The organism is Photorhabdus hainanensis, assembly GCF_018448965.1.
Classification (GTDB): domain Bacteria; phylum Pseudomonadota; class Gammaproteobacteria; order Enterobacterales; family Enterobacteriaceae; genus Photorhabdus; species Photorhabdus akhurstii.
The window spans coordinates 233,348-251,037 of record NZ_RCWD01000001.1; the positions used below are offsets into that span (position 1 = coordinate 233,348).

A 17,690-nucleotide genomic window follows, 5' to 3' on the forward strand; every position below is an offset into this window, starting at 1 on the left:
TCGTGCTCTGCTGGTTATATCGGCACAGTAAAAGAAAACTTTAGTAACTTATAACATGATTTTTACACTGCCGTTTTCTAATGCCTGGCCGGTTATAACGTGCCCTGAATTCATTCGAACCCTGACTTTATCAGAAATGGCGGCGTTATTAATAGCTTTCCCTTCATTCCGTATCTGAAAGCCATTTCCCTGAACGATCACCACCACACTCTGGCCTGACCGTACCGCCCACGGACGGCGTAACATATTACGTGTAATGACTTGCCCCGCCGGAATGTTACGTATCGTAACGCTGTTTTTTATTTCATTTTTGTTAATAACCAGATCATGGGGTAATTTTTCCAGTAATCCGCTTCTGACCTGAAAATCGTCCTCTGATAAAACATCATTACGTGAGATGGTTCGGCGGGTAACCAGATAATTTCCTGTCACACTGACAGTGACTTGAATGAATTTGCGTTGTTGATGGCAGATAACAGGTAAGGAGAGATTTCCCCAGTTTTGACCACCAATAGCGGGTTGAATTTCTGGCCGTTCACATTGGGGCCATTGTTGTTCAGGGGTTCTGATGTTAACAGAAACTTTGTGATGATTATCCTTATGTATCTGCTGGAAATAGCGCTCTATAGCTTGGGGTAAATTATTGCCCCATGCCATCGAAGTGATAAAGAAAAATGCGAACAGCCCGATAATGTTTATAGCGTGCATCTTCTCGCTCTCATTATTTCTGTCGGTCAATACGCTGCTGTTTAGTTGCGTATATTTAGTCGCGTGTAAGTGTACCTGCATCGAATATCAGTCAATGGGATAAATAGCAATCCAATTAGCGTCTATTCACCCGATAGGCTTTTCCTTCTGCGTTTATTCTGTTTACTGCGAATTTCGCGATCGTGAAAAGCGCGATTAAAAGTTCACAACACAGGTCAGTCACGTCACATCAGAGGGAGGAATATGCTCGATAAATTAGATGCAGCCTTTCATTTTCAGCAGGAAGCCCTGTCATTGCGATCTCGGCGGCAAGAAATATTGTCCGCTAACATCGCTAATGCGGATACGCCCGGTTATCAAGCGCGGGATATTGATTTCGCCACACAACTGAAAAAAACCATTGCACACGGTCGGGTCGCCGGAAACGGGATCGGGCTGACGCTGACATCCGATCGGCATATTCCTATTCAGCCTCAGAAGAGAATGGAGATGGACTTACTGTATCGGGTGCCTTATCAGGCAGCTATGGATGGCAACACGGTAGATATGGATATGGAACGCAGCAATTTTATGGATAACAGTCTGAAATATCAGGCTGAACTGACCGCGACCAGCGCTCAGGTCAAAAGCATGATGTCAGTCTTACAGCAAGGATAAGGGCAATGTCTTTACTCAGTGTTTTTGATATTGCCGGCTCGGCATTATCAGCTCAATCCCAACGATTAAATGTCAGCGCCAGCAATATGGCAAATGCCGATAGTGTTGCGGGGCCTGATGGTCAGCCATATCGGGCGAAACAGGTGGTTTTTCGTGTTGCCGCACCGGCAGGGCAGGAAACTGGCGGCGTCAGAGTCAGTGAAATTGTTGATGATCCCACCCCTTTCCGCCTTGAGTATCAGCCGGGACACCCGTTGGCTGATGAAAAGGGTTATGTGCGGATGCCGAACGTTGATGTGGTCGGGGAGATGATTAACACCATTTCCGCTTCCCGTAGTTATCAAGCCAACGTTGAAGTGCTTAATACAACTAAATCGATAATGTTGAAAACATTAACGTTAGGTCAATAACAGGAGCGGCTCATGGCTATTACCGGTTCAATAAATGGATCTCTGGATAACATGACTGTTGGAGAGTCAGCATCGACCAGCAAGAAAAAGAATAGTGAAGAGCTGAATAGCAATTTCATGAAATTGTTGCTCGCGCAAATGAAAAATCAAGACCCAACTAACCCGATGAAGAACAATGAGCTGACTTCCCATTTGGCGCAGATTAACACACTGGAGGGGATCGAAAAGCTGAATACCACGCTGGGGTCCATTGTCGGTCAGATAAATAATAATCAATCTGTACAGGCATCGGCTCTGATTGGGCGAGATGTGATGATCCCCGGGGAGACCATTCTGGTGGGTTCAAAGGAAAACGGGAGCGTCAGCACGTCACGATATGGTATTGAACTGGAAAGACCGGCGGACAGTGTGAAAGTCACCATTACCGATAAACAAGGCGGGGTTGTACGCCAAATTGATCTCGGTGCGTTAGAAGCGGGTATGCATAATTTCACTTGGGACGGCATAAAAGAAGATGGTGCTGTAGCTGAGGGCGGCGCTTATAAATTCACCATTACAGCCAGCAATAAAGACAAACCGAACGCATTTCAGACACTGAGGTCCGCGACGGTGAAGGGTGTTGCTCGTGACGCGGATGGCGCTAAGTTAGATTTAGGACCGATCGGTGCCGTCACTATGGATCAGATACGTCTGATTCTTTAACCAGCAAGAATTTTAACGGAGAATAATATGGCTTTTTCACAAGCAGTAAGTGGTCTGAATGCCGCGGCAGGTAATTTGGATGTTATTGGTAATAATATCGCTAACGCGGCGACATATGGCTTTAAATCCAGCACGGTTGCTTTTTCTGACATTTTTGCCGGTTCTCAGGTGGGGCTGGGGGTAAAAATATCGGGTGTTAATCAGAATTTTAAAGATGGTACGCCGACGACGACCAATCGCCCACTTGATTTGGCGATCACTCAAAGCGGTTTTTTCCGTATGCAAGGTGGTGATGGTAAGATCTACTATTCCCGTAACGGTCAATTCAAGATGGATGAGAACCGAAATATTATCAACATGCAAGGCATGAAATTGACCGGCTATCCCGCCGCCAGTATCAATGGCGGCGCGCCGGAGATTCAGAAAGGAGCTAACCCGGAGCCGATTACAATACCTAAAGGTATACTGGCGGCTAAAGCAACAACCAAGGTTACGATGACAACCAACCTTAATTCGATGCATAAAAAATCGACAGATGCTTTCTCGCCAGAAAATAAGGATTCTTATAACTATCCTACCAGTGTCACCACCTTTGATAGCCTGGGCAACCCACATAATATCAAGGTCTTCTTTGTGAAAACGAACGATAATGAATGGCAGGTTCATGCTCAGGATAGTGCGGTAGAGGGCGCTAAAGCCGCTTCGTTGGGGACGTTGAAATTTGATGGCAACGGTAAACTGATTGGTGACAATAATCAGTTTACATTTAATGTTCCCTCTCTGAATGGTTCTAATGCCGCTGATATCACCATTGATTTTAACGGCAGTAAACAGCAAAAAATCGATGCTGATAGCGTATCTACACTTGCACAAAACGGTTATGCCGCAGGTGAATTCAGTGACTATCGTATTGAGCAAGATGGCCGTGTTGTCGGCACCTATTCCAATAAACAATCCCAGTTATTGGGTCAGATCGTTCTGGCTAATTTTGCTAACCCAGAGGGGATGGCGGCGCAGGGGGACAACGTTTGGGTAGAAACGGGGGCTTCTGGCAGTCCGGTTGTCGGCATTGCGGATTCCGGCGGTTTTGGCAAATTGCTCAGTGGCTCGTTGGAAGCGTCCAACGTCGATATGAGTCAGGAACTGGTTAATATGATCGTTGCGCAGCGCAATTATCAATCCAATGCCCAAACCATTAAAACCCAAGATCAGATCCTGCAAACGCTGGTCAGTATGCGTTGATAATTTCAGGATAGCATTATGGATCATGTCATTTATACCGCAATGGGCGGCGCTCGTCAGACACTAGAACATCAGGCGGCGACGGCAAATAATCTGGCCAATGCATCAACGCCGGGTTTTAAGGCGCAACTGGCTGCTTTGCGGGCAGTGCCTGTTGAAGGGGCCGCTTTTAACACCCGTACTTTGGTTGTGGCGTCAACGCCGGGTTCTGACAATCGTCAGGGGCCGATGAACTACACCGCGCGTCCGTTGGATGCGGCGATTGGGCAGGGGGGATATCTGGCGGTTCAGCTTGAAGATGGTTCTGAGGCTTACACGCGTAACGGCAGCATTCAGATTTCAGCGGAAGGTCAGTTAACTGTTCAAGGTAACTTGCTGATGAGTGAGAATGGACCGATAGATATTCCTCCGCATGCTGAATTGACCCTGGCGGCTGATGGTTCGCTATCTGCACTGATTCCCGGTGATCCGCCAACATTATTAGGGCAACTTGGCAGATTGAAAATGGTGAAGCCAGAGAGCGATCAGCTAGTCCGTGGTGATGATGGCCTCTTTCACATGACGGAACAGGCGCAAGCGTTACAGGGTGATGTTTTGCCAGCGAGTAATGAGGTGAAATTAATGCCCGGAGTGCTTGAAGGCAGTAACGTCAACCCGATGGAAAGCATGGTGAGTATGATTGCCAATGCCCGCCGTTTTGAAATGCAGATGAAAGTCATCCATAGCTCAGATGAAAATGCACAGCGTGCTAATCAGCTATTAGCGACGAGTTGATTTAGACACAGAGGATAAAACCGATGATCCGATCATTATGGATTGCTAAAACTGGGCTGGATGCCCAGCAAACCAATATGGATGTGATTGCCAACAACTTGGCAAACGTCAGCACTAATGGTTTTAAACGCCAGCGTGCCGTTTTTGAAGATCTACTGTACCAGACCATTCGTCAACCAGGAGCGATGTCATCGGAGCAAACCCGCTTGCCTTCTGGTTTACAGATAGGTACTGGGGTGCGTCCGGTAGCAACGGAACGTATACATAGTCAGGGAAACTTATCTGAAACTGGTAACAGTTATCACGCTGCTATTCGAGGGAAGGGCTTCTTTCAGGTTCAGTTACCTGATGGCACCAGTGCGTATACTCGTGACGGTTCATTTCAGAAAGATCAAAACGGGCAGTTGGCAACCACTAGTGGTTTTCTGATATTGCCGGCCATTACCATTCCTGATAACGCGACGGACCTCAACATTAGCCGTGATGGTGTTGTCAGTGTGAAAGTACAGGGGCAATCGGCGCTTCAGCAAGTGGGTCAATTTACCCTGACGACTTTTATCAATGACAGTGGGTTGGAAAGTATTGGTGAAAACCTTTATGTAGAGACTAACAGCTCCGGCGTACCGATTGAAAACACACCGGGAATCAATGGCGCAGGGTTGCTCCAGCACAAATATGTCGAAACATCTAACGTCAATATCGCTGAAGAATTGGTCAACATGATTCAAACTCAGCGTGCTTATGAAGTTAACAGTAAGGCGGTATCGACGTCTGATCAGATGCTACAAAAACTGACTCAGTTATAACCCAATCGTCAATCAGAACCGCGGGGGAACACTCAGTTTCCCCGTTATTCAGGATAAATTAAGAGTATCGAAGATGGATACAATGGCTGTTGCCGAGACCAGCGCCGTTTGTCAGTTCCGCCATTTACGGAAAAATGTGGCGAATAAATGGCGTTGTAGTATAGCACTGGCGGTATTGTCACTAACGGGCTGTGCGTATATACCGCAGAAACCCTTGGTTGAGGGAGCAACCACCGCAGCACCTTCTGCGGCAACCGCGCCAATTCCTAATGGCGCTATTTTTCAAGTAGTACAGCCTGTTTATTATGGTTATCAGCCGCTATTTGAAGATCGCCGACCCCGGAATATTGGCGATACCCTGACGATTACATTGCAGGAAAATGTCAGCGCCAGTAAGAACTCTTCGGCCAACGCCAGCCGTAATGGAAAAAACACGTTTTCCGCAGCACTGACTCCCCGTTTCCTGAAAGGGTTAATTGGTGGAGATAAAACCGATCTGGATATGGAAGCCGATAATACTTTTGGTGGGAAAGGCGGCGCTAACGCGAATAACACCTTCCGAGGAACGATTACCGTGACAGTCGATCAGTTACTGGCAAACGGTAACTTACATGTGGTCGGTGAAAAGCAGATTGCTATCAATCAGGGAACCGAGTTTATTCGTTTTTCCGGTGTCGTTAACCCACGGACAATTAATGCCAATAACACTGTCAGTTCCAATCAGGTCGCGGATGCCCGCATCGAATATGTGGGGAATGGCTATATCAATGAAGCGCAGAACATGGGGTGGTTACAGCGTTTCTTCCTGAATGTCGCGCCATTTTAACAGGGGATGGTTATGATAAAACAATTTGCTGTCAGCCTTCTTCTTGTATTGCTGACTCTGGTGACAACGACGGCATCAGCAGAACGTATCCGTGATCTCACCACGGTTCAAGGAGTACGGGAAAATGCGTTGATTGGTTATGGATTAGTGGTTGGATTGGATGGAACTGGCGACCAGACGACTCAGACGCCATTTACCACCCAAAGTTTAAGCAACATGTTATCCCAATTGGGGATTACCGTTCCGCCGGGAACCAATATGCAGTTGAAAAACGTGGCTGCCGTGATGGTTACCGCGAAATTACCGCCGTTTGGCCGTGCCGGGCAGAATATTGACGTAGTGGTTTCCTCGCTGGGGAACGCTAAAAGCTTACGTGGCGGTACTTTGCTGATGACGCCGCTAAAAGGTGTCGATAATCAGGTCTATGCTCTGGCGCAGGGGAATATTTTGGTTGGCGGCGCCGGCGCCGGCGCGGGGGGAAGCAGTGTAAAAGTCAATCAGCTCGCGGGTGGTCGGATTAGTAACGGTGCAGTGATTGAACGCGAATTGCCTACGCAGTTTGGTGAAAATGGCATACTGAATCTTCAATTAAATAACGAAGACTTCTCACTGGCGCAGCAAATCAGCGACACGATCAATCGTACGGGCGGAGCGGGAACAGCAACGCCATTGGATGCTCGTACAGTACAATTGCGTATGCCGAGAGATAAAAGTGAACAGGTTAGATTCCTTTCCCATGTACAGAATCTGACTCTTCGCGTTGATGTCGGTGATGCTAAAGTGATTATCAACTCTCGCACCGGCTCTGTGGTAATGAACCGCAATGTCATGCTGGATAGCTGCGCGATTGCTCAAGGGAATCTTTCTGTCATTGTCGATAATCAGGTGGTCGTTAGTCAGCCAAATACACCGTTAGCAGGCGGCAGTACTGTTGTCACCCGTAATCCCGCTGTTGCTTTTCGTGAACAAAATGGCGCGTTGCAGCAGGTTAACGCCAGTGCAAGTTTGAGCCATGTTATTCAAGCATTGAATGCATTGGGTGCGACCCCGAATGATTTAATGTCAATCTTACAAGCGATGGAAAGCGCAGGTTGCCTGCGGGCGAAACTGGAGATCATTTGATGAATGATTTTTTAACCCTGTCTGGTGCGGCTTATGATGTACAGTCGGTTAACACGTTAAAATCCAATCTGGCAAAAGATCCACAACAGGGGCTACGGCAAGTAGCCCAACAAGTGGAAGGACTTTTTGTTCAGATGATGCTGAAAAGTATGCGTTCAGCTCTGCCTAAAGATGGCATGTTGAGCAGTGAACAGACACGCCTCTATACTTCGATATACGATCAGCAAATCGCGCAGAATATTGCTCAGAAGGGGGTCGGTTTTGCCGATATGATACTCAAGCAGCTTTCTAGCGCTAAAACTGTCCCTGGCGAAATAGCGGGTAAGATACCCATGACGCTGGATAACGAAGTTTTGCAAACCTTGCCAAGGCAGGCGCTTGAGCAATTTATACGTCGAGCGGCGCCGAAACCCGAGACGACGCCTAAACCGCTGCCGCTGAACAGTACGAATTTTGTATCCACGCTCTCGACCCCTGCCCGGATAGCTAGCCAACGCAGTGGTATTCCTCATTTACTGATTATTGCTCAGGCCGCATTAGAGTCTGGTTGGGGGCAAAGAGAGATTCTGACCGCTGATGGCAAGCCAAGTCATAATCTGTTTGGTATTAAAGCGGGTAAAGGTTGGAAAGGGCCGGTAACCAATATCCTGACCACAGAATATATCGATGGGGAGCCTCAGAAAATGAAGGATAACTTCCGTGTTTATGGTTCTTACGTGGAAGCGATTGAGGATTACGTCAAATTACTCACAGAAAGTCCCCGTTACGCCAACGTTGCCCGTTCTATTACCCCGGAACAAGGGGCTTATTCTTTACAACAGGCAGGTTATGCGACCGATCCCGGGTATGCGAAAAAACTGGTCTCGGTTATTCAACAGCTAAAAGGCGCCGGAGAGCGGGCGGTGAAAGCGTATACCTACGACTTGAGTAAATTATTCTGATCGCTATTTCGCTCAAGTTTTATTGAGTTCAGCCGATAAATTAAAGCAGTTTAGACTTTGTTTTCAGCTATACCCAATGTAACGGGTATATACCCAATGTAAAGGGTATAGCTGAAAGATTGTTTGCCGCCGTTAGCGGAGACATAAATAAAACGCAAAAGGATCTTCTGATGTCCAACAGTCTTATTAATACCGCGATGAGTGGCCTTCAAGCGGCTCAAATTGCTCTGGGAACCGTGGGTAATAACCTCGCAAATTCCAAAGTTCCTGGTTATAACCGGCAATCGACAGTTGTCAATCAAAACGGCGGCACGATGACGTCCGTTGGCTTTATCGGAAATGGCGTTGCTGTCACCAGTATTAACCGTCAATATAATGAATTCATTAATCAACAATTGTCTGAGGCTCAGGCGAAACAAGGTACATTAACCACTTATTCTCAGCAAATTTCCCAGATTGATAATTTGCTGGCAGACAAAGCGAATAACCTGTCAAACACCATTGACGACTTCTTTACCAGTTTACAAAATGTTGTCAGTAATGCGGAAGATGATGCAGCCAGAACGACAGCAATTGGTAAATCAAAGGGGCTGGTAAACCAGTTGCAAAGTGCGGATGCCTTCCTGCGTAAAATGGAAAATAACATTAATCGGGGAATAACTAACTCCGCTGAGGCTATTAATAACCATGCGCAGCAAATTGCTAAACTCAATGGTGAAATTACCCGAATGAGAGGCGGCGGTAGTGCTGAACCGAATGCATTACTGGATCAACGTGATCAATTGGTCAATGAACTGAATAAACTGGTTGGCGTGAGTGTGACTGAGCAGGATGGTGATTCTTACAATGTCACTTTTGCAGGAGGATTGACATTGGTTCAGGGAACAACCGCTTACCGAGTAGAAGCGATTTCATCCAATGCGGACAGTAGTCGCATTACATTAGGTTATGATCGTGGTTTTGGCGATGTTGTTGAAATTGATGAAAAATTCATTGATAAAGGGCGATTAAGCGGCACATTGAGGGCGCGTAGTGAAGTGCTGGATAATTCCCGTAATCAGTTAAACCAATTAGCGTTGGTATTGGGCGATCAATTTAATCAGGTTCACCGTTCTGGTTTTGATTTAAAAGGCAAACCGGGTGAAGATTTCTTCACATTTAATAACCCGGATGTGGTTGCTAATAGTAGAAATAAAGGTTCTGCTGATTTTAAAGTGGAATATACAGATACCTCAGCGGTAAAAGCCAGTGATTATCATATTAGCTACGATGGGGCTAATTGGAAAATTCGGCGAGCCTCTGATAAGGCGGATATTGCTGCCAAAGTAACAGGTAATACACTGGAATTTGATGGATTAAAAGTTGAAATTGATCCAACCAATGCAAAAGAGCATGACCGATATACACTGAAAGCGGTCAACGGTGTTATTGGCAGTATGGCGGTAAATATTAAAGATGCGTCGCAATTGGCGGCTGCCGGTACTAAAGATGGTGGGGCGAGTGATAACGTCAATGCCAAAAAACTCATTGAGTTGCAGAATAAAAAATTGGTAGAAGGGAAAGCATCATTTTCTGGCGCTTATGCTTCGATGGTCAGCACCATTGGCAACCAAACCAGCACGGCGAATATTGAGTTAGAAACTCAGAATAATATTACTAAACAACTTTACGCTAATCAGCAGTCGGTTTCCGGCGTCAACATCGATGAAGAATATGGCGCGTTGCAAAGTTTTCAACAATATTATCTGGCTAATGCTCAAGTTATCCAGACTGCCACAACGTTATTTAATGCTATTTTGGATCTCCGTCGCTAATAAACGTGCCATTTAATAAAAAATAGCCTGAGATATCTTAGGCATTTAGCTGAATATTTAAAAGGAATGAAATTGTGCGCGTAAGTACCAATATATTGTATGACCAGAAAATGACGAGTATTACGACTGCTCAGTCGAAATGGATGCAGCAGGGAGCACAGTTATCCAGTGGTCAGCGGGTGATAAATCCATCCGATGATCCGATGGCGGCATCTCAGGGGGTCATGGTTGCTCAAGCTGAATCTCAGAACCAGCAATATATAACGGCTCGCTCGTTTGCTAAGAACGCGATTTCCATGCAATTGAGCGTGGTATCCAAAGCTGTCGGGGTGGTGCAAAATGTTCATGAAAGTCTGGTCGCCACAGTAAACGGCGTATTGAGTGATGAAGATCGTAACTCGTTGGCTATTCAACTGACAGGATTTAAAGAACAACTGGTGAATTTGGGCAACACCACCGATGGTAATGGTCGCTATATTTTTGCCGGCTATAAAACGGATGCGAAACCTTTTGATGAGAGTACAAGCGGTACAGTTAGCTATCGAGGCGGCTCTGAGGAAATGACGCAGAAAGTGGATAACAACCGCTCTATGATTATTGGACATACCGGAGAGCAAGTCTTTCTCTCGTCTACCAGCAATCCGATCAAAGAGCCGGATGGCAGCCCGAGTGAATCTGATATATTTAAAACCATAGACATGGCGATTCAGTCATTGAAAACACCATTTGTCGAAGCAGATCAAAAGAGTCGTGATGATGCGCTGGAATTGTTGAATAAGGCTAACCGCGGCGCCCGCAACGCGTTGAATAATATCTCTTCTGTGGAATCGGTATTGGGTTTACAACTGAGAGAAATAGAAGACTTAGATAGCTTGGGGGCGGAACGCAGCCTGGCGAATAAAAGCCGTTTGAGCCAACTGGTTGACGTAGAATGGAACTCAGCGATTTCGAATTATTATCAACAACAAGCCGTACTTCAAGCATCTTATAAGACATTTACCGATATGAAAGGCATGTCGTTGTTTGAAATATTTCGTTAATTCGGTTTTCCTCATTTATATTAATCGCTGGTTTTCAGGCCAGCGATTTTTCCAATTGAATGTATTTAATTGTGACAATTAAATATCCTACATATTTTCAGTTAAATAGATAATGAAATAAAAATTCTTATATTGAAAATATATTGTTGAAATTTAAATTTCTGTCAGTGGATGAACCGGGAGAAACTGAGTAATTACCGCTTCTGCGTGTTGGTAGTTACTGAGGTTAATAACTACAACTTTATAGAAGTAAACCGCGTTAGGTACTCTGCGGAAAAATTTAGTTTCACCGGGTTGAATGTCGATAAAAGCATACTGATTGTAATCTCCGAATGGAGGCGCCCAGTAATTTACGGCTCTAATTGGTGCGGGACCTCTGTTTTCTATATTAAAATTAGGATGATGGGTAGTAGGCATTATTATATTTCCACCAGTATAAAGCTCAAAAGTTTGATTAGGGTCTATATATATCAGTCTCATTTTATTGTTTCCTTATCATGACGATTATTATATTGCATATATTACAGATAATCTTATCTGAGAAATTTAACTTAACACTTTCCCATAACAGTTAAATATTGAAATTTATCAGTGATGTGAAAGGAATAAGATAAATGAATTTTCCGTATTTGAGTGCCAATTTAATAAGTAAAAAATATATTGTTATTTGAGATATTGTGCTAATTTGGTTTTTCTCTTTTATTTTTATTGCTGATTTAGGCCAGTGATTTTGGTTAATAAAATCATTATAATTCATTTTAACGTAACCCATTCAATATATTGAAGTTTTATACCAAAACCCCTGCTTTTTATTAGAATAAAATGTCGTTTTTTCAAAAAAATAAGTTGATTATTTCTTCCATTTCCTACCCTCCCGTTCATATGTTGAACAGGGAAAAGTTTGGTTAATGAATCTGCCGGTGAATATGTTCGGTAATCATTTAAGTAAAAGAGGGTGAAATTATGGTTGTTTTACATGATCTATTTAATTCCCAGAGCCTCAACCTCACGGGATCAGGAGGAATGTAATGGCAGATTCAGGATTGATTTTTACACTTACTGTCGGCTCTCTCCCGGAGAAAACTTTTGCTGTGGTGGAGTTTACTCTAGATGAAGCGCTGTCAGAGTTATTTTGTCTGGAGGCGATATTAACCAGCGCTGATCCGGATATTAATTTCGCTGATGTTCTGGATAATTTTGCGACACTGACCGTTTATCGTGATGGAAAACCCGAGCGCAGTATAACTGGGATTGTGACTCAGTTTGAACAAAGCAGGACAGGCCGTCATCGCAGTCATTATTCCTTGACCATTCAACCTGCTTTATGGCGTGCGGGATTACGGGTTAATTCCCGTATTTTTCAGCATCAATCTGTGACTGAGATTATTGACATATTATTGAAAGAAAATGGCGTTAGAAACTTCTATTGCCAATTGCGTTATGAACATCCTGAACGGGAATTTTGTGTGCAATATGATGAGAGTGATCTGGCGTTTCTCCATCGTTTATTGGCTGATGAAGGGATGTTTTATTATTTCGATTTCACTGAGGAGCGAGGTGAACCGATAATTATTTTCATTGATTCTCATCGGATAAATAACAAATTTTCATTGCCTTATCACCCAGAATTGGATGCTACAGGAAGCCAATGCAGCATCAATCGATTCAGTTGGCGTGAACAGGTCGGGATTGCCAACATTGTGTTGAAGGATCGTACTTTTAAAAATCCGCGGTGGGGGGCTGACTGTTACTATCACGAACGCCAAATTAATCACCAGCGTTCAGATTTGCCCAGTTACACTTACTATGATTTTCCCGGGCGCTTTAAAGATGAGCGTGGCGAGCGCCTGAGTCAATATCGTCTGGAAGCACTCCGCACTGACGCTATGTTTGGCCGCGCACAAAGTGATTGTTTTGCCTTGGCGCCGGCATCAGGGTTTGCGCTTACTGATCATCCGAAAGAGCAATTTAATACCCTGTGGCTGGTCATTAAAATCAGCCATTACGGTAGACAGCCGCAGGCGGATGAATCCCGTTTCGGTGAAATGGGGACGACCTTAACGAACAGCTTCACCTTTGGCGATCGCAACCGGGTATGGCGTCCTTCGCCTTATCCCAAACCGCGCATTGACGGCCTGCAAATTGCGACAGTGGTTGGCCCGGAGGGGGAAGAGATCTTTTGTGATGAATACGGGCGCGTGCGGGTACAGTTTGCCTGGGATCAATATGGCAAATTCAATGACCACAGTTCTTGTTGGATCAGAGTCAGTCAGGCTTGGGCTGGTAATCACTGGGGCATGATTGCTATCCCCCGAGTGGGGCAGGAAGTGCTGGTGGATTTTCTGCATGGCGATCCAGATCAGCCAATTATTATTGGGCGTACCTATCATGCCACTAACATTGTGCCTAACCGTCTGCCGATAGCAAAAACCCAGATGTCAATTCGCTCAAAAACCCATAAAGGGGACGGTTTTAATGAACTGAGATTTGAAGATGAAAAAGATCGAGAAGAGGTATTTATTCATGCTCAGAAGAATCTGGCGATTAAGGTGCTGAATTCCCGAGATGAACGAATTAATTACAACCGTACAACCAGCATTGGCCATGATGATGAACTGGTGATTGCCAATAACCGCAAAATAACGGTTGATGGGCAGCAGGAACATAAAACCATCGGGAACTATGTTGTTCAGATTGAGGGTGACAAAACTTTGCAGGCCGGCGGCAATGTGGCACAGAAAATTCAGGGTATGCTCAGTATTGATACCAATGGTGATATTACGGTGCAAAGTGGCAACAAAATCAGTCTGAAAGTAGGTAATAGCTTTATCGTTATTCATGCTGATGGTGTCGATATCAAAGGTCCATCGATTAATCTGAACTCTGGGGGGAGTCCCGGGGATTTATTGCGCCCGGCGAATCCGGTCATTTTGCAAGCTGCCGCCAGTGCCGGCTCCTTGTTTGTTGCACACTGTCCGAAGGAGGATAACGACTGATGGCCGCTGAAAAATATTATGTCGTCATTGACGGTGCGATTGAATACCGATTGTTTTTTATCTTGGAAAATTTTAATCCCCCTGCGGTTTGTCTTTATGACGAATCTTTACCGCCTGAGCTGCTTAAGGCGGCACCTTACCTGGTGGAGGTGACAGAAAAAGTTGGACTGTATTTAGAGGAATGGCAAACATGTTGGGGGATTTGTCTTCACTCAAAAGCGGATATGAAAACATTGCGTCAGCATTTACGCAAATATCTTCAAGTATTATTACCCGATCAAGATAAACCGGTATTTTTCCGATTTTATGATCCGCGCAATATCTGGGAGTTTCTCAGTGTCCTCAGTGACTGGGAAATTCACTGTTTTCTGGGGCCGATAAATAAAATTAGCACTTCTCTGATGGGCGTTAAGCATGAAGATAATTTTCACGCGGCCAGAAAACAATTTCCCGCAGAGGCATGCTCCAGACAAAAGATGTTGCGGATCACAACAAAGCAATATGCTCAGTTAAATGAGCTATTCGAACAACGATACATTAATAAACTGACGCGATTTATTAATGAAGTCAATTACTATAATGGCGCCGGTACCATAGATCTGCCATACGACTCCCTGTCGGCACATTCAGACCGGATATTGAAAAACCCGCTTCCTGATACACATTATTCTCCCGCCTATATGGATGAGGCGACATTTATTCAACATAAAACCTTAGCGGAGGATTGTTTTTATTTTTGTCAGGATAATGAAATCACGGATGAACGTGCCATTGGCGGGTTTCTCTATTTGCTGATGGCGAGACATATCAATCAGTTTGAGCAAATCCCGCAGGCATGGTTAACCGCGCTCAGAGACCCCCAGTGTCCGGGTTATTATCGGATGGAAACATTATTAAAAAGCGAATTGGGTTTTATCCCCGATTAGGTAATTAAAAGGTAATTGATAAGGTAATAGATATGGCTGAGCAAACTATTTCATCCCGTGCCGGTGTTGCCTGCATGACATGCGACAACCCGGACCCCTGTATTTATAAAATCAGCGTCACTTTTGGTCGGAATACTCAGGTATGGCCTGAAAAGCCGGTAATTAAGATGAGCCTGATTGATGATGGAAAAGGTCAAAAAGGGACGATACAGATTGAAGGTAAATGTAATAACGCGGCTAAACATCATGCGGTGCTGACGGGGGGGCAGAAAGAGAAAACGCTAGAATTTAATGCACCACAGGAGGTGACATTATTTTATAAAGATCAGCTAAAAGACGCTGAGATTGAAAGTGACTTGGAAAGTGTCTGGTTTTATTTATCTAATCTTGCTAATCCGACAGATATGTACAGTGAACCGCGTTATTATAAGTTAATAACCCAGGGTTGCCTGGATAATCAACAGTACGCGACGATAGCGGTTTACCCATCGGTCAGTTTTATGGTTTCGGTTGGATTGAGCTTTGATTTTTCCCACGGAGAACGTTCTGTAAAGGAGCGGCGTGATGAACAGAAAAAAGCGCGTCTGGCGATGGAAAATGTCAAGCCTAAAAATGGCAATAAACTGCGCAGTGGGTGGACAACCCATACGGACCCATTTTATCTGACCCGACAGACGGCCATTAACGTCGAATACGCTTTAACGGTTCAGGATATGGATTACTCGGCGAAGTTTGCGGAAGTGAATAAGGTGAGGAAAACCCTGCCCAATTTAGAGGCTATCAATCGGGTGGAAAAACTGTTGGGTTATACCAAAGAATACCTGGCGCCTGATCCGGATTCAAAAGGCACCCGCAGCTACCAACTGCTTGAGCTCAAAGTGGACCCCATCAATATTGGGCTGGCTTATGCTTATGACCGAACTACTTCGATGGATGACCGTACCCATTTTTTGGGTTTCAGCGCCGCGCCTTTTCTGGGGATGACGGCAAAACTGGATCTCATTCAAATGGGGGCGGCGTATTGCAAGATAAAGAGTGTGGCAGCCAAATTCAGGGAGGCGCTGGCCCGCAGGAATTCAAATGATAAAAACTATTTAGATCTGGAATGTTGCCTTATTTTGGCATGCAATCTGTCCTTTCAATTGGGTGCCGCTTATAAACAAAAGCAGTGGACTTTTGACGCCGGTGATAAGAATGATTTGAAATTGAGTCTGGAAGGAAAAATGAATGTCGCCTTTAAGACCCATATTATGATAATGGAAGCCGCAATGGGAGTGGGTGTGGCTGTAAAAACAGCGGCGGGTTTTGAACTTGATCAACATGATAAAGGGATCGATCTGGCTGGCTACCATAATGGGATTGTTGCGGAATTTGAGGTAGATGTGGATGTGGGGAAAGAAGATGGTGAAAAATCTTTAATCCAAGTCAAAGAGAAGTGGAAATGGGTTATTGCTGATCCGTTAAAAGCTAATGAGTCTCCGTTGAGAATTAACCTGATGGGGGAAGAACGGTCTGTAGTTCGTCCCGAAATTGTTCCAGGCGCTGAAACAGGGTCATGGGAAATGGGTTATGACCCTAACTTTAAGCCTAAGATGGATAATATCCCGTTTATCACCGGATTACCCGGAATGTGAGGATAAAATGAGATTGAAACTGTTATTGCTGTTATCAGGAGTGATTTTTATGTTAAGTGCTCAGGCAAATGAATCGAGGCTATATATTCGCAGTTTATTCGATATCCAATACGCCTTTTGTGACATCAAAACCAATGGCGTAACGGGAATGGATAACCGTAATTCGGCTCGGGAAGGCCGGGGATTTGGTACCGGCAGTACAGCATCTATGTTATTAATGGCTAATGGTGAAAATGAAATCAGTCTGGAGTTTGGTGCGCTGGATTGGTTTTCTCCAAGTGAAATGCCAGATAAAACTCGCAATCACTTTAATCCTGAAGCTAAATGCACGCTGGAACTAACTGCTATGCGTGGTAAAAAGAGTGAGGTGTTGACAGCGATGGAAGTGGCAATTGATAAAAATGGTCAACCTGTGGCAATGACACCCACAAATGAAGGCAAATACGCTACTATCAGCACACCGGTGGTACGTCATGTGATACAGGCAGAAAAGGTAGAGGCTGGACATAAAGATAAAAAATTCTTTAAGGGCCGGAAATTTCCACCCAATATGACCTTATACCGATTTAGCAGGAATGTAAAAATTAGTGGCTTACCTGAATGGGAATGGGAGAAAGCAACCCCTTATACTGATACCCCGGAACAACGTCAGCAATTGCAACAGGCTTATATGGCTGCCTGGGGGGCTTATAACGCTAAGGATTTGAATACACTCCGTGATCAACAAAAAGTTGCGCTCAAAGCCTGGGCTTGGGCTACTAATGAAAGTGAAGAGAGTGTTTTTGCTGATCAATCTGTTTATAGTAGGATCAAAATAAAAAGTTTCAAAATGATACCAATTAACTGGGATGACTATCGGGTTAAAATAATGAATCAGGGCAGAATGGTTAGATTAGTGAATAAGTCGGATTTAAAGAATTCTCCAATATCTTACTATTACGTTGATGAGGAAGATGGTGAAACGGTTTTGGCTACCGTCGCACCAATCTTTTCATTAATTAACGGTCGTTTTGTTCAGGTGATTTAATGGATAGCAATATCGGGTTATTTGACCCGATATTTTTTCTCGACGGGAAATGTAATAAGAATCGG

The 17,690-nt window shown here is 44.6% G+C and carries 17 protein-coding genes; 15 read left to right on the forward strand and 2 right to left on the reverse strand.

Annotation, left to right across the window (positions count from 1 at the left end; genetic code table 11):
- Window positions 1-48: 48 nt before the first annotated feature.
- Window positions 49-708, reverse strand: a complete 660-nt coding sequence (gene flgA, locus EAE92_RS01020; RefSeq protein WP_214066722.1) for a flagellar basal body P-ring formation chaperone FlgA — start codon at window positions 706-708, stop codon at window positions 49-51.
- 243 nt (window positions 709-951) lie between these two features.
- Here flgA and flgB point away from each other — a divergent pair, with 243 nt between their 5' ends.
- The 11 genes from flgB (at window position 952) to flgL (ending at window position 11,042) form a co-directional block, all read left to right on the forward strand.
- Entirely contained in the window at window positions 952-1,365 is a 414-nt protein-coding gene (gene flgB / locus EAE92_RS01025; RefSeq protein ID WP_214066723.1) for a flagellar basal body rod protein FlgB, read from the forward strand.
- Between the two features lie 5 nt (window positions 1,366-1,370).
- Window positions 1,371-1,775, forward strand: coding sequence for a flagellar basal body rod protein FlgC (flgC, locus tag EAE92_RS01030; protein WP_036771447.1), 405 nt, complete (start codon window positions 1,371-1,373; stop codon window positions 1,773-1,775).
- Between the two features lie 12 nt (window positions 1,776-1,787).
- Entirely contained in the window at window positions 1,788-2,477 is a 690-nt protein-coding gene (gene flgD, locus EAE92_RS01035; RefSeq protein ID WP_214066724.1) for a flagellar hook assembly protein FlgD, read from the forward strand.
- Between the two features lie 27 nt (window positions 2,478-2,504).
- Window positions 2,505-3,719 carry a flagellar hook protein FlgE gene (gene flgE, locus EAE92_RS01040; protein WP_214066725.1) on the forward strand — a complete coding sequence of 405 codons (1,215 nt, stop codon included), beginning with the start codon at window positions 2,505-2,507 and terminating at the stop codon, window positions 3,717-3,719.
- 18 nt (window positions 3,720-3,737) lie between these two features.
- A complete protein-coding gene (locus EAE92_RS01045; protein WP_214066726.1) occupies window positions 3,738-4,493 on the forward strand; it encodes a flagellar basal body rod protein FlgF in 756 nt (251 codons plus the stop codon).
- Window positions 4,494-4,516: 23 nt separating this feature from the next.
- The gene (flgG, locus tag EAE92_RS01050; RefSeq protein WP_214066727.1) at window positions 4,517-5,299 is read left to right on the forward strand and encodes a flagellar basal-body rod protein FlgG; all 783 of its coding nucleotides are present in this window, start codon (window positions 4,517-4,519) and stop codon (window positions 5,297-5,299) included.
- 73 nt (window positions 5,300-5,372) lie between these two features.
- On the forward strand, window positions 5,373-6,125 hold the full coding sequence (locus EAE92_RS01055; RefSeq protein ID WP_246544936.1) for a flagellar basal body L-ring protein FlgH: 753 nt from the start codon (window positions 5,373-5,375) through the stop codon (window positions 6,123-6,125).
- Window positions 6,126-6,137: 12 nt separating this feature from the next.
- On the forward strand, window positions 6,138-7,247 hold the full coding sequence (locus EAE92_RS01060; protein ID WP_214066728.1) for a flagellar basal body P-ring protein FlgI: 1,110 nt from the start codon (window positions 6,138-6,140) through the stop codon (window positions 7,245-7,247).
- Window positions 7,247-8,188 carry a flagellar assembly peptidoglycan hydrolase FlgJ gene (gene flgJ, locus EAE92_RS01065; protein WP_422616043.1) on the forward strand — a complete coding sequence of 314 codons (942 nt, stop codon included), beginning with the start codon at window positions 7,247-7,249 and terminating at the stop codon, window positions 8,186-8,188. Before EAE92_RS01060 ends, flgJ begins: the two co-directional genes overlap by 1 nt.
- A gap of 170 nt (window positions 8,189-8,358) precedes the next feature.
- Window positions 8,359-10,002, forward strand: a complete 1,644-nt coding sequence (gene flgK, locus EAE92_RS01070; RefSeq protein ID WP_214066730.1) for a flagellar hook-associated protein FlgK — start codon at window positions 8,359-8,361, stop codon at window positions 10,000-10,002.
- Window positions 10,003-10,076: 74 nt separating this feature from the next.
- On the forward strand, window positions 10,077-11,042 hold the full coding sequence (gene flgL / locus EAE92_RS01075; RefSeq protein ID WP_214066731.1) for a flagellar hook-associated protein FlgL: 966 nt from the start codon (window positions 10,077-10,079) through the stop codon (window positions 11,040-11,042).
- Window positions 11,043-11,195: 153 nt separating this feature from the next.
- On the opposite strand, the gene EAE92_RS01080 is transcribed toward flgL, so the two are convergent.
- Window positions 11,196-11,459: a hypothetical protein gene (locus tag EAE92_RS01080; protein ID WP_246544938.1), complete on the reverse strand. Its 264-nt coding sequence runs from the start codon at window positions 11,457-11,459 to the stop codon at window positions 11,196-11,198.
- A gap of 611 nt (window positions 11,460-12,070) precedes the next feature.
- Between EAE92_RS01080 and EAE92_RS01085 the strand changes: the two genes are divergently transcribed.
- Genes EAE92_RS01085 through EAE92_RS01100 form a run of 4 tightly spaced genes read left to right on the forward strand, consistent with a single transcriptional unit; the run spans window position 12,071 to window position 17,625 of the window.
- The gene (locus EAE92_RS01085) at window positions 12,071-14,038 is read left to right on the forward strand and encodes a type VI secretion system Vgr family protein (protein ID WP_214066733.1); all 1,968 of its coding nucleotides are present in this window, start codon (window positions 12,071-12,073) and stop codon (window positions 14,036-14,038) included.
- The gene (locus tag EAE92_RS01090; RefSeq protein ID WP_214066734.1) at window positions 14,038-14,964 is read left to right on the forward strand and encodes a DUF4123 domain-containing protein; all 927 of its coding nucleotides are present in this window, start codon (window positions 14,038-14,040) and stop codon (window positions 14,962-14,964) included. Before EAE92_RS01085 ends, EAE92_RS01090 begins: the two co-directional genes overlap by 1 nt.
- 32 nt (window positions 14,965-14,996) lie before the next feature.
- A complete protein-coding gene (locus EAE92_RS01095) occupies window positions 14,997-16,598 on the forward strand; it encodes a hypothetical protein (protein ID WP_214066735.1) in 1,602 nt (533 codons plus the stop codon).
- A gap of 49 nt (window positions 16,599-16,647) precedes the next feature.
- Window positions 16,648-17,625, forward strand: coding sequence for a hypothetical protein (locus tag EAE92_RS01100; protein WP_246544940.1), 978 nt, complete (start codon window positions 16,648-16,650; stop codon window positions 17,623-17,625).
- Window positions 17,626-17,690: the final 65 nt, after the last annotated feature.

Bases quoted from the DNA above. Each gene is read 5' to 3' on its own strand.
- flgA (WP_214066722.1), bottom strand. From the start codon at position 708: ATGCACGCTATAAACATTATCGGGCTGTTCGCATTTTTCTTTATCACT.
- flgB (WP_214066723.1), top strand. From the start codon at position 952: ATGCTCGATAAATTAGATGCAGCCTTTCATTTTCAGCAGGAAGCCCTG.
- flgC (WP_036771447.1), top strand. From the start codon at position 1,371: ATGTCTTTACTCAGTGTTTTTGATATTGCCGGCTCGGCATTATCAGCT.
- flgD (WP_214066724.1), top strand. From the start codon at position 1,788: ATGGCTATTACCGGTTCAATAAATGGATCTCTGGATAACATGACTGTT.
- flgE (WP_214066725.1), top strand. From the start codon at position 2,505: ATGGCTTTTTCACAAGCAGTAAGTGGTCTGAATGCCGCGGCAGGTAAT.
- EAE92_RS01045 (WP_214066726.1), top strand. From the start codon at position 3,738: ATGGATCATGTCATTTATACCGCAATGGGCGGCGCTCGTCAGACACTA.
- flgG (WP_214066727.1), top strand. From the start codon at position 4,517: ATGATCCGATCATTATGGATTGCTAAAACTGGGCTGGATGCCCAGCAA.
- EAE92_RS01055 (WP_246544936.1), top strand. From the start codon at position 5,373: ATGGATACAATGGCTGTTGCCGAGACCAGCGCCGTTTGTCAGTTCCGC.
- EAE92_RS01060 (WP_214066728.1), top strand. From the start codon at position 6,138: ATGATAAAACAATTTGCTGTCAGCCTTCTTCTTGTATTGCTGACTCTG.
- flgJ (WP_422616043.1), top strand. From the start codon at position 7,247: ATGAATGATTTTTTAACCCTGTCTGGTGCGGCTTATGATGTACAGTCG.
- flgK (WP_214066730.1), top strand. From the start codon at position 8,359: ATGTCCAACAGTCTTATTAATACCGCGATGAGTGGCCTTCAAGCGGCT.
- EAE92_RS01080 (WP_246544938.1), bottom strand. From the start codon at position 11,459: ATGCCTACTACCCATCATCCTAATTTTAATATAGAAAACAGAGGTCCC.
- EAE92_RS01085 (WP_214066733.1), top strand. From the start codon at position 12,071: ATGGCAGATTCAGGATTGATTTTTACACTTACTGTCGGCTCTCTCCCG.
- EAE92_RS01090 (WP_214066734.1), top strand. From the start codon at position 14,038: ATGGCCGCTGAAAAATATTATGTCGTCATTGACGGTGCGATTGAATAC.
- EAE92_RS01095 (WP_214066735.1), top strand. From the start codon at position 14,997: ATGGCTGAGCAAACTATTTCATCCCGTGCCGGTGTTGCCTGCATGACA.
- EAE92_RS01100 (WP_246544940.1), top strand. From the start codon at position 16,648: ATGTTAAGTGCTCAGGCAAATGAATCGAGGCTATATATTCGCAGTTTA.